Here is a 19,228-nt window from a genome sequence, read left to right on the forward strand (position 1 = left end):
ATGTACAGCATTAAGATGCGTTCAAGCCAACAAAGTAAACATATTAGTGGTGCCGAAACGATTTGTGATGAACCTGCGATTGCCGATGTACTCCTTCGTTTTTTTAACAAGGGCTTTTATCACGAAAATGGCGCTATTGATTTCCTTAATTTAAAAATTGAAAAAGTAACACGTCCTTTAACAACTATTCAAAGTTTATCTATATACGACAACAATGACACTATTACAAATCTAGCTTCACAAGTTCATATTAACGCAGAAATTTTGCAAAAGGCATGGTCTTATATTGAAGACGCTAACAATTACAGTGGTGCAATCATCTTATCAGTTCATAATGGGCAACGTCTTGATGATACTGGCCTACGTGGCATCCGTGTAACGCGTTTTATGTTTGAAACACAACATAATTATAACGATCGAATACAAGATGCTATCACAATTGCATCTTGTATTAATCAATTTCCAGGTGTTATTGCAGAACTTTGTGTCTCAGACGATTTAACATATACGACAGGTTACTTTGCTAGCACATCAACTGGCTACCAGCGTATTAAAAATATAAAGCAAAAAGGTTCTAGAAATGGTGGTAGAATCATCTTCGTCGACAATACAATCAACTTAGAAGCATACCGTAATTATTTAGAGATTTTACCTAAAAAAGTAATTGATACCAAAGCTTAATAATCTAACTTTTATCACTTTATCTGTTACAGAACTTACATTGTGTTTGAATAGACAAAGCCGTTTGGGAGATTAGTCTTTCAGACTAAAATAAAGTCACTAATTTTTACTGATAAATGATTTGTAATTTTACTTAAATCTTCATTACTTAACTCGTTTTTCATTTCTTGTTTTATCTCAAGGATAATTTCTGTCTCAATTAATTCATTATAAAGCGTCTTAGTTTTTGTAGTAATAACATATAAGAGCTGTGTATTATATGCGCGACACTTGAGGGAGTACGATGCGTGTCGAGACCGAGACTCGACCCAGACCCTTGGTAAGCGAGTGATAATAATACGCAGTATTGATATCAATAACAAGCCCATCAAAGAATTTTGATCTTTGATGGGCTCAATGCTGGGTATTTATGTCCCAGACGCCTTTTGTGCTTTTATTCAATCTTAGAAATCATTCGACTTTAATTTGGGATCTTCTTGTTTCTTTGTGCAGGATGTGAATATTTAATATGTTGCTGTCCTTTGCCATATAAATTTTCACGCAATGTAGTCCCTTCATATTCCGTTCTATATAGTCCCCGCTCCTGTAAAATGGGAATAACTTCATCGATTAACTCTTCAAACGTACCAGGATTATATGCTTGAGTAATATTAAATCCCGCTGCACCACCTTCTATGGCCCATGTCTCAAATTGATCAGCCACTTGTTCCTTCGTTCCTATAAATATAGCTGCACCATTACCAATACAATGATGTTTCAATGCTTCTTTAAACGTCCATTTTCGTGTGGTGTCCTTAGCATAATAATCTAAGTCAACTTGAATCGCGTCTGTTTGAATATCTTCTACATAATCATCAGGATCAATATGTGAGAGATCGATACCTGTATGCCCGCTTAATAACGTAGCGACACCTTCATGACTCACATACGACTCTAACATCTTAAGCTTTTCATAGGCCTCCGCTTCCGTCTTACCCACAATTGGTAACACCATCGGAAAGACTCTAATATCACCTCGCTCTCTACCATATATTTCAGCTTTTTCTTCCATTTCAGCTACAAATCGTTTCAAATCTTCCAATGAGTTGTGCTTCGAAAATACAGCTTCTGCATGTTTTGCAGCAAAATGCTTCCCCTTTGTTGAGGCACCAGCTTGAAATAACACCGGTGTACGTTGAACAGAAGGCTCAACAAGATGAGGGCCATCAATATCAAAGTATTGACCATGAAACTTTACTGTATGCACTTTTTGCGGATTAGCATACGTATCTGTTGCAGCATCTTGAACCACTGCTCCATCTTCCCAACTCTCTTCCCACAATTTATATGCTACCTCTAAAAATTCATCTGCACGATTGTATCGTTCATCCTTTGATAAACGCTCAGGCAAACCCAAGTTCACCGCTTCACTTTTCAAATAAGATGTCACAACATTCCATCCTATCCGCCCCTGTGTTAGATGATCTAAAGTAGATAGCTGACGCGTCAAACTATAAGGTTGACTATATGTGGTAGAAATTGTGGGTACGAAACCAATATGCTTAGTGGCCGCTGCCATTGCAGATACCAATACTGTCGGCTCATGAGATGGTAATTGTACAGCGTATTTCGCTGACGTATCAAATGAATTATTATAAGTATTATACGTTCCTAATACATCTGCAATAAAGACAGAATCAAATTTACCTTTCTCTAATGTTTGAGCCAAATTAATCCAAAAATCCAAGCGATTGTGCTTTGTGCCATGATCTTTTTCATGCTTCCATAAACCAGATGAATATGGCGATGGTGAATTTTGTACAAAAGCATTAAAATGTATTTTTTTGTTAGCCATCATGTACCGCCCCTTTTATACTTTAATTTTTAAATAACATTTTATTATTTGAATATTCAGTCTTTTGATGTCGTACTTCGTCTCTCCTAGCCCCAATCATTCAGTTTCAACTTCTTGTGTAATATCCAGCTTCTGCTCAGAATGGTGTGTTTCAATCGTGGTACTGCGTTGAGCAGAATGATCTGTCCTAAGTACTTTAAAAAATGAAATAATCATAAGTATTATAATGAGTGAAAATGGCAATGCTGTAATAATCATGAGATTTTGTATCGATTGCATCCCACCAGTATAGAACATAATAATTGCAAAAAATGCCAATATGACACCCCAACTCACCTTTATGAATCCCGTTGGATTAAGCGAACCTCTTGATGTCAACATACCTAATACATATGTGGCTGAATCTGCTGAAGTAATAAAAAAGATTGCTACCACAATAATCGTTAAAATACTTAACGTAAATCCAAATGGAAAGTGCTCTAACACTGCAAATGTTGCTGTTTCAGTATTAAATGATGATATTTTAGCAATATGATTGGATTGTAAGTATAGTGAGGCACCTCCAAATACTGCAAAAAATACAAAGCATATCAATGCAGGCACAAACAACACACCTAATATAAATTCTTTAATCGTACGCCCTCTTGAAATACGTGCGATAAATATACCAACAAATGGCGACCAGGCAATCCACCACGCCCAATAAAACAGCGTCCAATTTTTCATCCAAGAAAATCGCTTATCCTGTGAATCTAGTGGTAAAGTTAAACTCATTTTCAAGAAATCCGACATATAATTTCCCAATGTATTGGTAAACATATTAAGTATGTATAAGGTAGGTCCAACGATAAATACCGCAATCAAGATAACAACAGCAAGAATCATATTGATATTGCTCAAATGTTTTATACCTTTACTAATGCCAGACCAAGCCGAAATAGTGAAAATCACTGTAGCCATAATGATAATAAAGGTCTGGACAAAGAGGTTAGACGGTACATCAAAGAGAAAATTTAGCCCATCATTGATTTGTGCAGTACCAAAACCTAATGTTGCTGCCACACCTGTAACCGTTGCAATGACTGCCAATATATCACTCACGTTACCGACATAACGTTGTATACGCCCCTCACCTAACAACGGTCTTAACATCGCACTAACTAATCCAGGGTAACCTTTATAGAAACTAAAGTACGCAAATACGAGCGCCACGATGCAATAAACTGCCCAGGCATGTATACCCCAATGAAAAAATGAGTATTGTAATGCAGATGCTATAGCCCCTTTTGAACCTTCTTTGTGTTCTGGAGAAAGAATAAACGCATCACTGATTGGTTCAGACGTCGTCCAAAATACTAAACCCATGCCCATACCTGCACAAAATAACATTGAAAACCAAGATACTAACGAAAATTCTGGTTGTTCATCTGCCTTGCCCAATTTAATATCCCTATATTTTGAAAATAATAAATATAAACACAACGCTAGAAAAATAACGATCAAAATAAGATAATACCAACTAAATTGAACCGCAATATATTGAGTCAAAGCAGTGGTAAACGTTTCAAATTGTTTCGTAAAAATTGCTCCATATAAAATAAATGCCGCACATATCGTAATAGAGCTAAGAAAAACAATGTTATATTTTACTTTCATAATACCTCCTTCGGCCTTTTAAACCTAAATCTAAATTATTAAGTTCAGCTATATAACAACATAATAAATCTACCCTTTTATTCCGATTGGTTTACTATGTTTTAATGTACGATACACTACTCCCAATAGGCTGTCAATCGAATTTATGCTTTTTATATAATTAATAAGATATGATTCCCCATTGATAATTAGCGGCACACACCCACATTTCAAGCTTTCTCAGCACCTATCTCTACATAATAATAATCTTTATTAGCTTTTAATTATTATTAATTGATAATAAATTAAAATTATATTATTTAATTAGTTAAAATTTGCAATAAAGTTATTTTTGAAATATTATAGATGATAATTACTTACGTCTTTGAACACAAAGGAGTCATGTTAATGTCAGATCACCTTCAAAGGGGTTTAAGTAATAGACACATTCAGTTAATTGCAATTGGTGGTGCAATCGGCACCGGTCTATTCTTAGGATCAGGTCAGACTATATCATTAACTGGATCATCTATTATTTTTACATATTTAATAATCGGTGTAGTTCTATTCATGTTTATGCGGGGACTGGGAGAATTATTACTGAGCAATTCAAGATATAAATCATTCGTAGATATTGCCAATGATCAGTTAGGTCCATACGCTGGTTTCCTAATTGGTTGGACTTACTGGATGAGTTGGATTACTTCAAGTATGTCAGATTTAACTGCTATGGGTTCCTATGTCAGTTATTGGTCTTCTAATATACCAAACTGGCTTACTATTTTATTTATTGTGCTGTTATTAATGGCTTTCAACTCTTTAGGCTCTAATTTATTTGGAGAAATCGAATTTTGGTTCTCTATGATTAAAATAATTACGATTATTGTATTAATCGTCGTCGGATTAGCTTTTATTATCTTAGGATTTAAAACAAACCATTCAACTGCAAGCTTTACGAACTTATATAACAACGGTGTCTTTACACATGGCGCATACGGTTTCTTGATGTCATTCCAAATGGCGGTTTATTCATTCATTGGTATTGAATTAATTGGGGTTACAGCTGGAGAAACGAAGAATCCTAACGTCTCTATACCACGTGCCGTCAATAGCGTGCCTATTAGAATCTTATTATTTTATATTGGATCTCTGATTGTTATCATGTCTATTACACCTTGGGACCATATTTCAGCTGATAAAAGTCCATTCGTACAAGTATTTGCACTCATCGGTATACCATTTGCAGCAAGTGCGATTAACTTTGTAGTATTAACTGCTGCTGCATCTGCTACAAACAGTGGTATCTTTTCTGATAGTAGAATGTTATTCGGGTTAGCCCAAGATAAACAAGCACCTGCAATTATGGGTAAGACAAATAAACACGGCGTACCTCATATTGCAATGTTTATTTCAACATCAATATTGCTTGTTGCAGTGATGTTAAACTATATTTTCCCAAATACGATACAACTGTTCATTTATATTACAACGATTTCGACAGTGTTGTATTTACTCGTATGGATTCTCATTATTGTTTCTTATATAAAGTACGCTTATACGCATAAAGAAGAACATAAACAGAATGTTTTTAAATTAAAAGGCGGCTTTTTATCGGGTTATGCCGTACTTGCATTTTTCTTTTTTGTATTCGTATTATTATTCTTTTCTGATGATACTAGACGCGCTGTATACTTCTTGCCTATATGGCTACTCGCAACAGCACTCATGTACCTGAAAATTAAACGTAAAAAAGAACAAAGCAACCAAGAAAACTTAAATAAAGAAACAGCTTTAACAGATAAATAGTATTTAAAAATAACATCTACACTCAATATAAACAGAGTCATGTTATAACCTTTATACATAAGGCACCTCGTTCATTTACTAAACTAAAAGAACGAGGTGCCTTATTTTTTGGTATTTCAATACAATTATCATTACTTTTGCACAGTATTTTGGCGAGACTCCTGAGAGAACAGGACGAGCGGAAGCTGTCCCCTAGGAAAGCGAGCCAACAATACCATATATTTGAATACAAAGAAGCACTCAGATCAATTGAATTCAATCAGTCTGAGTGCTATTTTTCTAGAGTTTAGCCAATAGGCTCTCTAAAACTATAAAAAATAACTATGGAACAAATACCTTATTTATCAAATTTCTGAAGGATTAGCTCCTGAAGTCTTTTTACGTAAATCATATTCAATTTCTTCTAAACTACGTCCACGTGTTTCCGGTAAGTATTTAATTACAAAGATCATTGCTAACACACCAATAATTGCAAAAATCAAGAATACCCATTCTGTACTTAATGCTCCATTTAATACTGGGAAAAGTTGTGCAACTAATAATGTACCAAAGTTAAGCACTAAAGCAGCCATACCTGTCGCTGCACCTCGCGCTCGCATTGGGAACATTTCTGGTAACATAACCCAAAGAATAGGTCCCCAAGTTAATCCAAAGAATACGATAAACAGTGATAAACAAATAATAATGATAATTTCAGACGATTCAATCCCAATCGTCCATATTAAGATGGCCATTATTAATAATGAAGCAATCATTCCTATATTACCTGTAACTAATAATTTCTTACGGTCAATTTTATCAGCGATAAATACAGCTATAATCGTCACAATCACATTGACTGTACCAATACCGACAGTTCCTAGAATAGACGTTGCTTCACCTAATCCTGCCTTACTAAATATTGTAGGTGCATAGAAGATAATCGCATTGATACCGACAATTTGTTGAAATAGTGCAAATACACAACCAATAATTAACGTCGGTCTAAGCCATGGCGATTTTAAAATTGCCCATGTTGACTCAGATACTGCTGAAATTTCTCTCATCTCTTTAATTTCTGTATTGATTTCTTCTTCATCATTAAACGTAATCTTCATCACATCACGCGCTGCTTGTTCGCTACGATGTTCCAATAACCATCTCGGACTCTCTGGCATAAATGCAATTCCTACCAATAAGATGACAGAAGGTACTACAGCTAAACCAAGCATCCATCTCCACCCTTCCATATCTGAAAAAGCAAAATTAACGAGATAAGCTGCTAATATACCAATCGTAATCATTAACTGGTTTAATGATCCTAATGAACCACGGTATTCCGTTGGCGCCATCTCCGATAGATATACAGGTACTGTTGCCATTGAACCACCAACAGCCAAACCAATAATTAATCTACCCAATACTAAGATAGGCATATTAGGCGTAAATGCCATAATTAAAGAACCAACAATATAAACGATAGCAATCATTAACACCAGTCGTCGTCTACCAATTTTATCTGATAGCGGTCCACTGCTCCCTGCACCAATAATTGCACCTACTAACATAGATGCTACAACGAGCCCCTCAGTAAAGCTATTCAATGGAATATCATCATGTATAAATAATAACGCCCCAGATATGACACCGTTATCATAACCGTATAACAAGCCACCTAGCGCTCCCAAAATAAATATTAAACTTTTATTTACTTTCACTTTATTACAACCCCTTCAAATTTATTATTTTATTATAATCTTATTTTGAAAGCGTTTCAAATAGAAATTTACTTTTCTTTCATTTTAATTCGATTTTTAACTATATATACATTAGTAACTAATATGATTTAATGTAATTGTTCCTATTTGCATTAGTTACTATTAAAAAATATCTAACAATTAAATTTAGATTAGCCTTCTGAAGAATTTGAAGAAACATTGACAGCCAAAGACTGCGTTAAAGATGTATCACGAAAACACACTCAAATAATATGAATCCTTGTAAAAATAAAGAATCTGAGCCATAAATACCCAGCATTAAGCCCATCAAAGATTTTTAATCTTTGATGGGCTTGTTATTGATATCAATACTGCGTATTGTTATTACTCGTTTACCTAGGCGGCTGAGGCGAGACTCGGTATCGACACTCATCCTACGCTCTCAAGTGTCTCAGAAACAACACGCAGTTCTTATATGTTATTACTACGAACTAATAAATGTTATGTGTTTGTGCTGATTTATTTAGAAATGACTGGTTAAAACGTTCATCGCTCTGACGCGCAATTTGTAAAGCTTGGATCATCGCCCATAATACAAACAAACTGCCAATCGTATCCGTAAAATAATGCGCTTGTAAATAAATTCTAGAAATCATGATTGAGATAATAAGAACTATGCCGATGACATATAAAATGCTATTACGTTTCAACAATAGAACCAATGTCACTAACAAGCAAACACTTAACACATGCATACTTGGAAAGCTATAGCCATCTATCGAAACGCTCGGTCTCGGACGTTGGATGATATTTTTTAAGAATGTGCCAATTAACAAGACACAGAAGCACCAAAATCCATACCACCAAAATTTAAATTTATTTACAAAAAACAACACAGCTAAAATCAATAATATGAGTATCAAACAATTTAATGGTGAAAAAACATCCGAAATAATGTGTAAGTAACGTTCCACAACATCACTAGTGAATGTGTGATGTAACGAACGATACACAAATCCATCTAAATTATTCGTTAAATTGAGATGAATACAAATCATTAATACTAATAAACATAAGCTAGGCGGTAGTATCTTCCAATAATTTTGCATGTATTTCTAATTCCTTTCCTACTCTTAAGTTGTCATTTTAGAGATACGCTACACCTTTGCATAGCAAACGTTAAAATGAAACAGTACACTGCTTATCTTTAGATAACATGAATATGATTCATAAGATAAAACAGCTTATATAATATTGCACTTAAATTCTAGTAAAACAGAATATTACTACAACCTCAATCGTACTTTAGGACTACCTAAATAAATAGTGCATATCTATGCATAGGACGCATATACATACAAAATTTATACACTGTCAAATCGTTGTCTTTTTGTATTATTATTCTGTCTACTGTATATAAAACGCCCCCTTCTTTACGCTACAACAGCGAAACAAGGGGGCATTTATATCAGATTAACTTACGTACGATTAGCTCATTAATTTACTTTTTATATGTTGACGTTCATTTTCAGGTAAAAAGGCAAAATTAATTGCGTTTTGATTAATTGTTTCGATTTGATCTAACGTAATCAAATGATGCTCCAACAATAATTGGTATTCTTCATTTAAACTCGTCTGCGTCACGGTACGATTATCTGTATTGATCAAGAATGGGATTTCCTCTTGTAATAAGTAAGGCAAATTCAAGTCACTTAAGTCTTGTATCGCTTTGGTTTGAATATTACTTTTGGGACACATTTCTAAAAGAATATTTTGCGCTTTTACTTCTTGTAATGCTACCTCATCTTGATTTATTGCTACACCATGGCCAATACGTTTTGCGCCTAATCTAATCGATTCCATCACATTATGCATACAACCACATTCACCTGCATGTAAAGTTAAATTAAAGCCTTTATTCACACCGTATTCAATCTGTGTTTCAATTGTATTTGGTGGAAATGGTGCTTCTGGCCCTGCAAAGTCAATCCCACAGACAAATTGACTATTTCGTTGTTGTAAATAATCAAATAGCGCTGTATTTACTGTTGCGTCTTGCTGGCGCATCGCACAAACCAGCAGATTCACTTTGATACCCGTCGAGGCAACAGCCGTCTCTACACCTGCTTCTACCGCTTCAAATATCTCTGGCAATCCAAGTCCTTTTTCCATATGTAACATTGGTGCAAAGCGAATCTCTATATATTTTACATTGTCACGATCAGCTTGGTTTACAACATCAACTACTGCTCGTTTCAAGCTATCTGTCGTTTGCAATACTTTTAATATTTCATCAAAACATTGCAGATACTCATCTAGACTTTCACATGCTTCACTAACTATCAAATTGTCTTCGATTAGTGGTATTTGCTGTTCAGCAGCTAATTGTTTAATCAAGCCACTACTTACCGACCCATCTAAATGGCAATGCAATTCTACTTTAGAAATGTCTTGAATGCACTTTTTCATCGTCATAACCTTCCTTACTTGAAAGTCATCATCTATAATCATTTATCACAAATGGTATAACTTATTCAAAATTTATTGATATACTATAACATTTTGAATAAATTATTTCTATACAAATGATAATTCATTATAATTTTGTGCAAATTTAACCTCATCCTAAAGCTTGCGTAGTCGCAATTAGCACACAAAGTGCCACCAATGCGCTTATGCATAATACGACGCTTATCTTTAACTCTTTTAAAAAGTGTTTACGGTGTTGTCCTTTATTCACAAGGACTATACCCACTGTCGCACTGAAAACCAAAATCACAAGAAAAATAACTGCGACAAGATTTAACATTGCCATATCAGTCAACGCTCCATTCACGATTCAAATCATTTTTTATGTCATACATTGATTTCTTATTATCATCACATTTATTTATTTTTAATATAAGCATGTGATTTTAAGTAAGAAATGATATAACGTACAGATTCCTCAACACTATTTTGTTCCGTATCAATAACAATTTCAGGATCAATCGGTTCTTCATACGGTGCATTGATACCAGTAAAGCCTTGAATTTCACCATTTCGTGCTTTTTGATAAAGGCCTTTCGGGTCTCTCGCTTCACACTCATCTAAACTACATTTTGTGTAAACTTCAATAAATTCATCATCTTCTAGCAAGTCACGTACAGCATCTCTATCTTCTCTGTATGGAGAAATGAATGCCGTCACTGTAACTAATCCTGCATCTACCATAAGTTTGCCAACTTCACCAATACGGCGAATATTTTCCTTACGATCTTCTGGACTAAAGCCAAGATTATTATTTAAACCATGACGAATATTGTCACCGTCTAAACGATAAGTTTGTACTTGTTGTTTAAACAGTTCTTGTTCAAGTGCCACAGAAACTGTAGATTTACCAGACCCGGATAAACCTGTAAACCAAATCACTACGCTTTTGTGTTTGTTTCTATGTTGTCTTTCTACTTTTTTCACTTCTGAATCGTGCCATGTAATATTTTTAGATGTACTCATCATTAAACTCCTTTGACTGTTATTTCTCTTGTAAACCTCTAATTAATACTTCAGCTACTTCCGGTCTTGAGAATTCTTTAGGTAATGATTCGCCATTTCTCAATTTTTCTCTTACTTTTGTTCCACTTAAATGTAAGTGATCAGATGCATCGTGTGGGCATGTTTTTGCAGTTGCCATGTTTTCACATTTTTTACAGTAAAAAGCATGTTCAAATTTTAAGATGTGAATCCCTAACTCAGCTTCATATTGCGAGATAAGTTCTTGCGCTTCATATGTGCCATAGTAATCACCGACTCCAGCATGATCACGACCGACAATAAAGTGTGTACAGCCATAGTTTTTACGTACTGTCGCATGTAAAATTGCTTCTCGTGGTCCTGCATATCTCATTGCAGCTGGATAGATGACTAAACGCGTGCGGTCAGCAGGATAATAATGTTTTAATATCGCCTGATAACTTTCCATTCTAACTGCCGCAGGTATATCGTCAGATTTAGTCTCTCCCACTAAAGGATTTAATAGTAAACCATCAACTGATTCTAGCGCTGCTTTTTGAATATATTCATGTGCTCTATGCACTGGATTTCTAGTCTGAAAACCAACAACCGTCTTCCATCCTAAGTCACTAAATAATTGTCTTGTTTCAACAGGATCTAGATGAAAATCTACAAATTCGTCATGCTTTGGTCTATCCACTAAATGAACTGGACCGGCTAAGTATACGCTGCCTTTTTCGTAGACTTTTTTCACACCTGGGTGGTCAACATCTGTTGTACCATATACTAATTTCGCTTCTTTTTCTTTATCATAAGTGTATTTTTCTTCTAAATCTAACACACCATAAAGATGATTATCCTCACCATATAAAGCAACTCTATCTCCAATATTTAATTCATTTGCTTGAGCTTCATCCACTGGTAATGTAATAGGAATACTCCATACCAATCCATTACTTAAATGCACATTCTCGACTACTTCTGTATAATCTGCCTCGCCCATAAAGCCTTCTAACGGACTGAAACCACCAATCGAAATAAGTTCTAAATCAGATAAACTCCACGGATTTAGTGTTATAGCAGGAAAATTTTGCGCTTCTTGAATTAATTGCTCTCTTTCTGCACCTTCTACTTGTCTATTAATTAATGTGCCACCATGTGGTTGTATTGTATTATTTACAGGTTTATTTGTTACTGTCATTGTCATACACTCCCTTTAATTATTAATCTAGTTCATTTACGTTGGCCTTTTTTTTAGATACTGAAAAAGGTAATTTTTTATTTTGTGATAATGCAAAAATAACCAATCCTATCCAAACGACAATTAGTGCTATTTTTATAGTCAATGCTACTGTCGTTCCTGGGTTAAATACACTTAATAGCGAACTACTATTTGTAAAGATAATTAATCCACTAACACAAACTGCCAATATATTCATAGGTAGAATTTTGACAAACCATGCTGCGATAGGTGCTGCTAACATACCACCGACACTTAATGAAATTACAAGTGCCCAATTAATTTGATCCCAACCAAGGAATATAATAAAACCTAACGATGCTGAAATAGTTACAAAAAATTCACTTGCAGATACCGTACCGATTGCATAGCGCGGCTCTAATTTTTTCGAAGCTAGTAATAATGGTGTATTGACCGGACCCCAGCCACCACCGCCTACTGCATCTAGAAAGCCTGCTACTAAGCCTTGTGGTATCATAGAAAAACGACTGCCTTTGTCGGGATTTATTTCGTCAGAAAGCTGTTGATTTCTTTTAAATAGAAACTGGTATAAGATGTATAACCCCATACTTAGTAAGAACACGGCGATAAACGGTTTAATTAAGTCGCTATGAATATTACTTAGGAATGCGGCGCCTATAAATGCAGTAATTGCACCTGGAATCGCCAACTTAATTAATGTAGGTTTATGCACGTTCTCGAATTTCAAGTGTGATGTACCGGATGCTGCTGTTGTCGCAATCTCTGAAAAATGAATCGTTGCGGAAGCAATAGCTGGCGCCACACCAAATGTTAATAATATAGATGATGAGGATGCACCGAAGCCCATTCCTAATGACCCATCTATCAATTGTGCAAGAAAACCAGCAAGTGCAAAGATAAATAATTTATGCATGCGTCGTACCCCTTTCGATTTATTAGGTTATTGAATCTAACCATGTTCTAACTTCATATTGTTTATGTTTGTTTAAATAGTCTGAAGACAGAATGTCCTTAAGAAATTGCTTTCTTTCAGATGCTGTCAATTGGCTCTGTTTAATACGTTGTCTACACTCATATAAAAAATCCACATAGGCTTCATAGTGTTCATCATAACGATCACGAAATTCTTGTAGTATTTGAGAAGTGAGTCCGGGACTAGCACCTTGTGTTGATACACTTAGCGTCAATTTCCCTCTTTGCAGTATACTTGGAAATGCAATATCCCCAGCAGTAACATCTTCTGCATAATTCACTAATGCATGATGGGGTTTCGCCTCCAACACCTGTTTATTTGTAGCAGAATCATTTGTTGCCACTATAATCAACGATGCTGTTTGAACATCTGCTACTTGAAATTCTCTTTTACACCATTTAATTACAGAATTTTCAAATAACTTTTGCAATACATCCGTAAGTGTTGGACTGATGACAAGTATATGCTTAGTATATTGTGCTAATGTTTGCACTCTACGTTCAGCCACCTTGCCACCACCAATCACTACAACTTGTTTATCTGATATATCAAACATAAGTGGAATCAAAGGCATGTCCTCACTTCTCTCTATACATTTCATTATCTACTGATTCACTAATTCAAATGTTTCTAACACTCTATCTCTTAATGCATGCTGTAAATACTTATGATGCCCTAGTCTATGACAGAGTATAATGTCGCTATCTACATCATAACTATTCACAGTACTATCAATGTGTTGTTCCAATATGCCTGTAAACCATAGATAAGGCACAACAAATATTTGAGAATGTTTAGCTTCAACTGCTTGCTGCAGTGCTTCCTCAAATTTAGGACCACAAGCTGCTAAATAACAAACATCAATATCGTTCAATTCTGTGAGATCATATAATTGATCTCGTATAGCTGAAATGTCTTTTTGTGTCTGTGGATTATAACTACCTCTTCCTATAACCAACACTTTTGCATCATCATTAGGTTTAATACCTGTCTCAGCAATTCGCTCTTTCAACACTGACGTTAATCGTCTTTGTACCCCTAAAGGTTGGCCATATGACACTTCTACATTAGGAAATTTCAACTGATTTTCTTCAATTTCTGCCGGAATATCTTTAAAGTAATGCCCAGCACTTAACAATAACACCGGTACAATTGAAATTTGAGTCGCACCTTGTGCTACTAACTTTTCAAATCCTTGAGATAAGTTAGGGCTTGTTAATTCTAAAAAGCAAATTTCCTGTAGCGGGATATCTATTTGTACTTTTACTTTTTCGATAAATGATTTCGCTTCTTCAACAGCCTCAGCAACTCTACTGCCATGACTGACATATAAGACACCTCGCACACTAACCCCTCCTATTACTGATAAGTCAACTTAGCTACCGCTTCATCCACAGGTAATGTCTCAAACCAACTTATCTGATCTCTTAATCGAACGACTTCACCGACAACAATCATCGCTGGATTTTCAATATCTTTAGCTACCTCAACAATATTATCCAATGTACCAACAACCGTTTTTTGATATTCAGATGTACCTAGATGTACGAGTGCGACCGGTGTATCTACTGAACGACCATTTGTCGTTAGTAACTCACAAATTTCCGGTAATTTTTTCACACCCATATAAATACATAATGTTTCTGGTCCTAATGCTAAATGTTTCCAATATTCATCTTTATCAATGCCTTTATTGATAACACCTGTAACAAACGCTACAGACGAACTATAATCACGGTGTGTCACAGGTATACCAGCATAAGCTGGGGCAGCTATTCCTGAAGTTATACCAGGTACAACTTCAAATGGAATATGCTGCTCTGCTAATACCTCAGCTTCTTCTCCCCCTCTACCAAAAATAAAGGGGTCTCCACCTTTTAAGCGAGTGACAGTAAGCCCTTTTTTGGCCAAACTCACTAACATTTTATTAGTATCTTCTTGTGGCAATGAATGATGGTTTGGATCTTTACCACAATACATAAATTTGGCTAAAGGTGAAGCATGATTTAATAGTTCTTTATTTACCAAACGATCATATAAAATAACATCCGCTTGTTCTATTGCTTTTAAACCTTTTACTGTTATCAAATCAGGATCTCCTGGACCTGCGCCTACTAAATATACTTTGCCCATCCTGTCACCACTTTCTCTATTTTTTAACTGTGGAACACTTGACCATCATTTACTGCGTCTACAATACCTGCACGTACAACGAAGTCTCCAAAATGTTCTCCCTCAGTTCTTTCTTTTGCATATTGCAATAATATTGGTCTTAAACTTTCTAATATTTCTGCTTCTCCAATATTTTCTTTATACATTTTATTTAATCGATCACCCGTAAAGCTGGCTCCTAAATACATATTGTATTTACCTGGCGCTTTACCTATAAAGGCTATTTCTGCCAATGCTGGTCTCGCACAACCATTTGGGCAACCTGTCATACGAATTGTAATTTCTTCTTCACTCAAGCCTGCTTCATCCAATAAATCTTCAATTTTAGTAATTAAAGAAGGTAGATATCTCTCAGACTCTGCCATTGCTAAACCACAAGTTGGGAAAGCAACACATGCCATTGAATTGCGTCGTAAACCTGTGTAATGTTTACCATCAGTTAATCCATACTCATCAATTAAAGCTTCAATTTCTGGTTTTTTCTGTGCGTCTACATTAGCAATTACCAAGTTTTGGTTTGGTGTTAATCTGAAATCACCTGTATGAATTTCAGCGATTTTACGTAACGCTGTTTTCAATTTGTAATCTTCTGTATCTTTAACACGACCATTTTGTATAAATAACGTGAAATGCCACTTGCCACTACCTTCAGTCCAACCATATCTGTCACCATTATGATCGAAGTGGAATTCACGAGGTGATTCTAAACTCCAACCTAAACGGTTATTCAACTCACTAAGTACCCAATCAGCACCGTAACGGTCTACTGTATATTTGAAACGCGCATTTTTACGTTCTTGTCTATTACCATAATCACGTTGAATCGTTAAGATCTTTTCACAAACATCTAAAGCATGTTCTTTAGGGAAATAACCTATTAAACGCCCAAGTTGTGGATATGTTTTGGTATTACCATGTGTCATACCCATACCGCCACCAACTGTGACATTAAATCCAACAAGCTTGCCATCTTCAATAATAGAAATTAAACCAATATCTTGCGAGTATACGTCGATATCGTTTGATGGTGGAACAGCAATACCAATTTTAAATTTACGTGGTAAATATGTTTTACCGTAAAGTGGTTCTTCCTCAACACTTGTGTCCATCACTTTTTCACCATCTAACCAAATCTCATGATAGGCTTGTGTTCTTGGTGATAGATGTGCACTGATATCACTAGCAATTTGGTTAACTTCTGCATGGACATCTGATTGATAAGGGTTCGGGTTGCTCATAACGTTTCGGTTAACATCACCACATGCCGCTAACGTATCTAATAATGATTGGTTTATATCAAACATTGTTTGTTTAAGATTTCTCTTTAAGATACCGTGAAATTGGAATGCTTGGCGTGTTGTCAATTTAATCGTGTGATTTGCATATTCATTTGCAATATCATCCATTGCAATCCACTGCTCTGGTGTTGACGCACCGCCTGGCGCACGAACTCTAATCATGAAACTATAAGCAGGTTCTAATTTTTGTTTTCGACGTTCATCTCGAAGATCTCTGTCGTCTTGCATGTAACTACCATGGAATTTTAAAAGTTTAGTATCTTCTTCAGCTATTGCACCTGTAATTCTATCTGCTAAACCTTCCTCAATCGTACCGCGAAGATAGTTACTTTCTGTTTTGATTCGTTCCATTTCATCAAGTTTCTCTGAAAAGTTTAAATTCGAATCAGCCATACTATCATCCCTTTCTCTTAATAAACGTCACGTTGATAACGTTTTTCTTTTTTCATTTCCGTTAGATAAGCTTCAGCTTCCGTTTCTGACATACCGCCTTCTTGCTCTAATACGTAGCGAATAGTTTGATGAACATCCTTCGCCATTTGTTTCTCATCTCCACAAACGTACAATGCAGCGCCATTCATTAACCATTCATAGAAAGTAGCACTATGCTCCGCAATTCTATGTTGGACATAAACTTTCTCATCTGTGTCTCTTGAGAATGCTAAATCTAACTTAGTTAATACATCATCCTTAAGCCATTCTTGCCATTCAGTTTGATATAGGAAGTCCGTTGTAAAATGTTGTTCTCCAAAGAATAACCACGTCTTACTTTCTAACCCTAATTCTTCACGTTCTTGCATGTATGCTCTAAATGGTGCAACACCCGTCCCCGGCCCAATCATAATCACAGGCGTTTCATCTGTTGGGAATTTGAAATTTGGATTCTTCTTCAAATAAATTGGAATCGTATCACCTGGTTGAACTCTTTCTGCGAGTTGTACAGAACAAACGCCTGAACGATCTCGACCATGTGCGTGGTATCTCACTGCGCCAACCGTAATGTGTACTTCATCTGGATTTGCTTTATAACTACTTGCAATAGAGTATTCTCTTGGTGGCAATTTTCTTAATAATTGATGTAGATTCTCAGCTTTAAATGTCTCAGATGGGAAATCAGTAAACAAATCGACTAAATCTCTACCATCTATGTATGTGTGTACCCAATCTGCATCTTGCACCTTTTCTGATAATTGTGTATTACCAATCAGATCAGCTGCTTTTTGTAATAATGGCTTCGTCAATTTAGTAATTTCAAAATGCTCAGTCAATGCTTTACGCAATGGTAGTGTATCGCCATCTTCATTAATTGCAATTTCTTCTGTCTCATCAAATTTCAAGGTATCAATTAATAGTGTTACGATTTCCGGATCATTTTCTGGGATGACTACTAAACAATCACCTGGCTCGTATTCTTCACCATAATTATCAAGCAATAACTCGACATGTCTTACTTCTTTGTTTGAGCCTCTACCATTTAAATTGATATTTTCTAATACTTCTGCGCGATATGGATTTGCTTTTGAATAGCGTTTCTCTTTTGCAGAAGCTACTGTTTCTGTAGATGTTACCGTCTGCTGTTGAATACCAGAACTACTATTAAGCTTTTCAATATTAGCGTTCATCCATTTTTCAGCTAGATCATCATAGTCTATATCACAGTCTTGACGGTCAATGATACGTTCGCCGCCTAATTCTTCTAAGCGTTTATCGAAATCTTTACCCGTTTGGCAGAAGAATTCATAAGATTCATCACCTAAAGCTAATACAGAGAATCTAACTCCTTCTAATTTTGGTGCCTTTCTACCATGTAAAAACTCATGGAAACTTAACGCATTATCAGGTGGATCTCCTTCACCATGAGTAGATGAAATAACAAATAAATCCTCTACTTTTTTCAAATCTTTAGGTTTAAAATCATCCATCGAACTTAATTTAACTGTATAGTTATGTTCTACTAAACGATCAGCAAAGATTTCACCTAACCCTTGTGCATTTCCAGTCTCAGAACCATATAAAATCGTAATATGTCGATCACTGTTTGCTTGGGGTTCATTGTTTAGGACGTATTCTGCCACTTGTGGCGTTGGAGCCGAACCATTTGCTACAGCTTGTTGATTAGCAGTCAAGTAACCACTTAACCATGTCTGTTGCTCAGGCGTAAGGTTTTGAATGATTTGATTCAGTTGTGTTGCTTGTTCTTCGTTGAATGGACTGTTTGTTACAGATAAATTCACAGCAAGTTCACCTCATATAGTCTATTTTCATTTCTCTTGTTTTAAAATACTTTCATTTCATACACATTTGATTAAGTTACAGGATAACCAACCTTATATTGCGTGCAAAATGCACACAATATAATACTCGATTGATTATATAACTGATTAGTTTACTAAGGTTTAAAAGTAAAAAAATATGTGT

General features: G+C 35.5%; 16 protein-coding genes. 2 read left to right on the forward strand and 14 right to left on the reverse strand.

Translation table 11 applies throughout. The features are described from left to right. Positions 1–681, forward strand: coding sequence for a 6-carboxyhexanoate--CoA ligase (locus tag ACY191_RS00650; RefSeq protein ID WP_229366816.1), 681 nt, complete (start codon positions 1–3; stop codon positions 679–681). Positions 682–1,141: 460 nt separating this feature from the next. On the opposite strand, the gene ACY191_RS00655 is transcribed toward ACY191_RS00650, so the two are convergent. Then, positions 1,142–2,515 (reverse strand): LLM class flavin-dependent oxidoreductase, encoded by a 1,374-nt coding sequence (locus tag ACY191_RS00655; protein WP_042737656.1) that lies wholly within the window; start codon positions 2,513–2,515, stop codon positions 1,142–1,144. A 96-nt stretch (positions 2,516–2,611) separates the two neighbouring features. Continuing rightward, on the reverse strand, positions 2,612–4,171 hold the full coding sequence (locus ACY191_RS00660; RefSeq protein WP_229366815.1) for a BCCT family transporter: 1,560 nt from the start codon (positions 4,169–4,171) through the stop codon (positions 2,612–2,614). A 387-nt stretch (positions 4,172–4,558) separates the two neighbouring features. On the opposite strand from ACY191_RS00660, the gene ACY191_RS00665 reads away from it, so the two are divergent. Continuing rightward, positions 4,559–5,956, forward strand: a complete 1,398-nt coding sequence (locus ACY191_RS00665; protein WP_229366814.1) for an amino acid permease — start codon at positions 4,559–4,561, stop codon at positions 5,954–5,956. Positions 5,957–6,300: 344 nt separating this feature from the next. Here ACY191_RS00665 and glcP read toward each other — a convergent pair whose 3' ends face one another. The 12 genes from glcP to ACY191_RS00725 form a co-directional block, all read right to left on the reverse strand. Next, positions 6,301–7,653 carry a glucose transporter GlcP gene (glcP, locus tag ACY191_RS00670; protein ID WP_229366813.1) on the reverse strand — a complete coding sequence of 451 codons (1,353 nt, stop codon included), beginning with the start codon at positions 7,651–7,653 and terminating at the stop codon, positions 6,301–6,303. Positions 7,654–8,144: 491 nt separating this feature from the next. After that, positions 8,145–8,762, reverse strand: coding sequence for a phosphatase PAP2 family protein (locus tag ACY191_RS00675; protein WP_042737660.1), 618 nt, complete (start codon positions 8,760–8,762; stop codon positions 8,145–8,147). A gap of 379 nt (positions 8,763–9,141) precedes the next feature. Further along, on the reverse strand, positions 9,142–10,122 hold the full coding sequence (gene add / locus ACY191_RS00680; RefSeq protein ID WP_107511876.1) for an adenosine deaminase: 981 nt from the start codon (positions 10,120–10,122) through the stop codon (positions 9,142–9,144). Positions 10,123–10,273: 151 nt separating this feature from the next. Continuing rightward, positions 10,274–10,468: a hypothetical protein gene (locus tag ACY191_RS00685; RefSeq protein WP_232165214.1), complete on the reverse strand. Its 195-nt coding sequence runs from the start codon at positions 10,466–10,468 to the stop codon at positions 10,274–10,276. A gap of 71 nt (positions 10,469–10,539) precedes the next feature. Next, a complete protein-coding gene (gene cysC, locus ACY191_RS00690; RefSeq protein WP_042737663.1) occupies positions 10,540–11,148 on the reverse strand; it encodes an adenylyl-sulfate kinase in 609 nt (202 codons plus the stop codon). A 19-nt stretch (positions 11,149–11,167) separates the two neighbouring features. Continuing rightward, positions 11,168–12,346 (reverse strand): sulfate adenylyltransferase, encoded by a 1,179-nt coding sequence (sat, locus tag ACY191_RS00695; protein ID WP_042737664.1) that lies wholly within the window; start codon positions 12,344–12,346, stop codon positions 11,168–11,170. A 22-nt stretch (positions 12,347–12,368) separates the two neighbouring features. After that, entirely contained in the window at positions 12,369–13,280 is a 912-nt protein-coding gene (locus ACY191_RS00700; protein WP_042737665.1) for a sulfite exporter TauE/SafE family protein, read from the reverse strand. 22 nt (positions 13,281–13,302) lie between these two features. Next, the gene (locus ACY191_RS00705; RefSeq protein WP_042737666.1) at positions 13,303–13,914 is read right to left on the reverse strand and encodes an NAD(P)-binding protein; all 612 of its coding nucleotides are present in this window, start codon (positions 13,912–13,914) and stop codon (positions 13,303–13,305) included. A gap of 30 nt (positions 13,915–13,944) precedes the next feature. Then, the gene (locus ACY191_RS00710; RefSeq protein WP_042737667.1) at positions 13,945–14,685 is read right to left on the reverse strand and encodes a sirohydrochlorin chelatase; all 741 of its coding nucleotides are present in this window, start codon (positions 14,683–14,685) and stop codon (positions 13,945–13,947) included. Positions 14,686–14,699: 14 nt separating this feature from the next. After that, positions 14,700–15,473, reverse strand: coding sequence for a uroporphyrinogen-III C-methyltransferase (cobA, locus tag ACY191_RS00715; RefSeq protein WP_229366812.1), 774 nt, complete (start codon positions 15,471–15,473; stop codon positions 14,700–14,702). Positions 15,474–15,496: 23 nt separating this feature from the next. Beyond that, on the reverse strand, positions 15,497–17,203 hold the full coding sequence (locus ACY191_RS00720) for an NADPH-dependent assimilatory sulfite reductase hemoprotein subunit (RefSeq protein ID WP_042737669.1): 1,707 nt from the start codon (positions 17,201–17,203) through the stop codon (positions 15,497–15,499). Between the two features lie 17 nt (positions 17,204–17,220). Continuing rightward, complete coding sequence (locus tag ACY191_RS00725; RefSeq protein WP_042737670.1) at positions 17,221–19,044, reverse strand: assimilatory sulfite reductase (NADPH) flavoprotein subunit; 1,824 nt, start codon at positions 19,042–19,044, stop codon at positions 17,221–17,223. Positions 19,045–19,228 lie beyond the last annotated feature (184 nt).

Source organism: Staphylococcus sp. TCBT05, assembly GCF_055179755.1.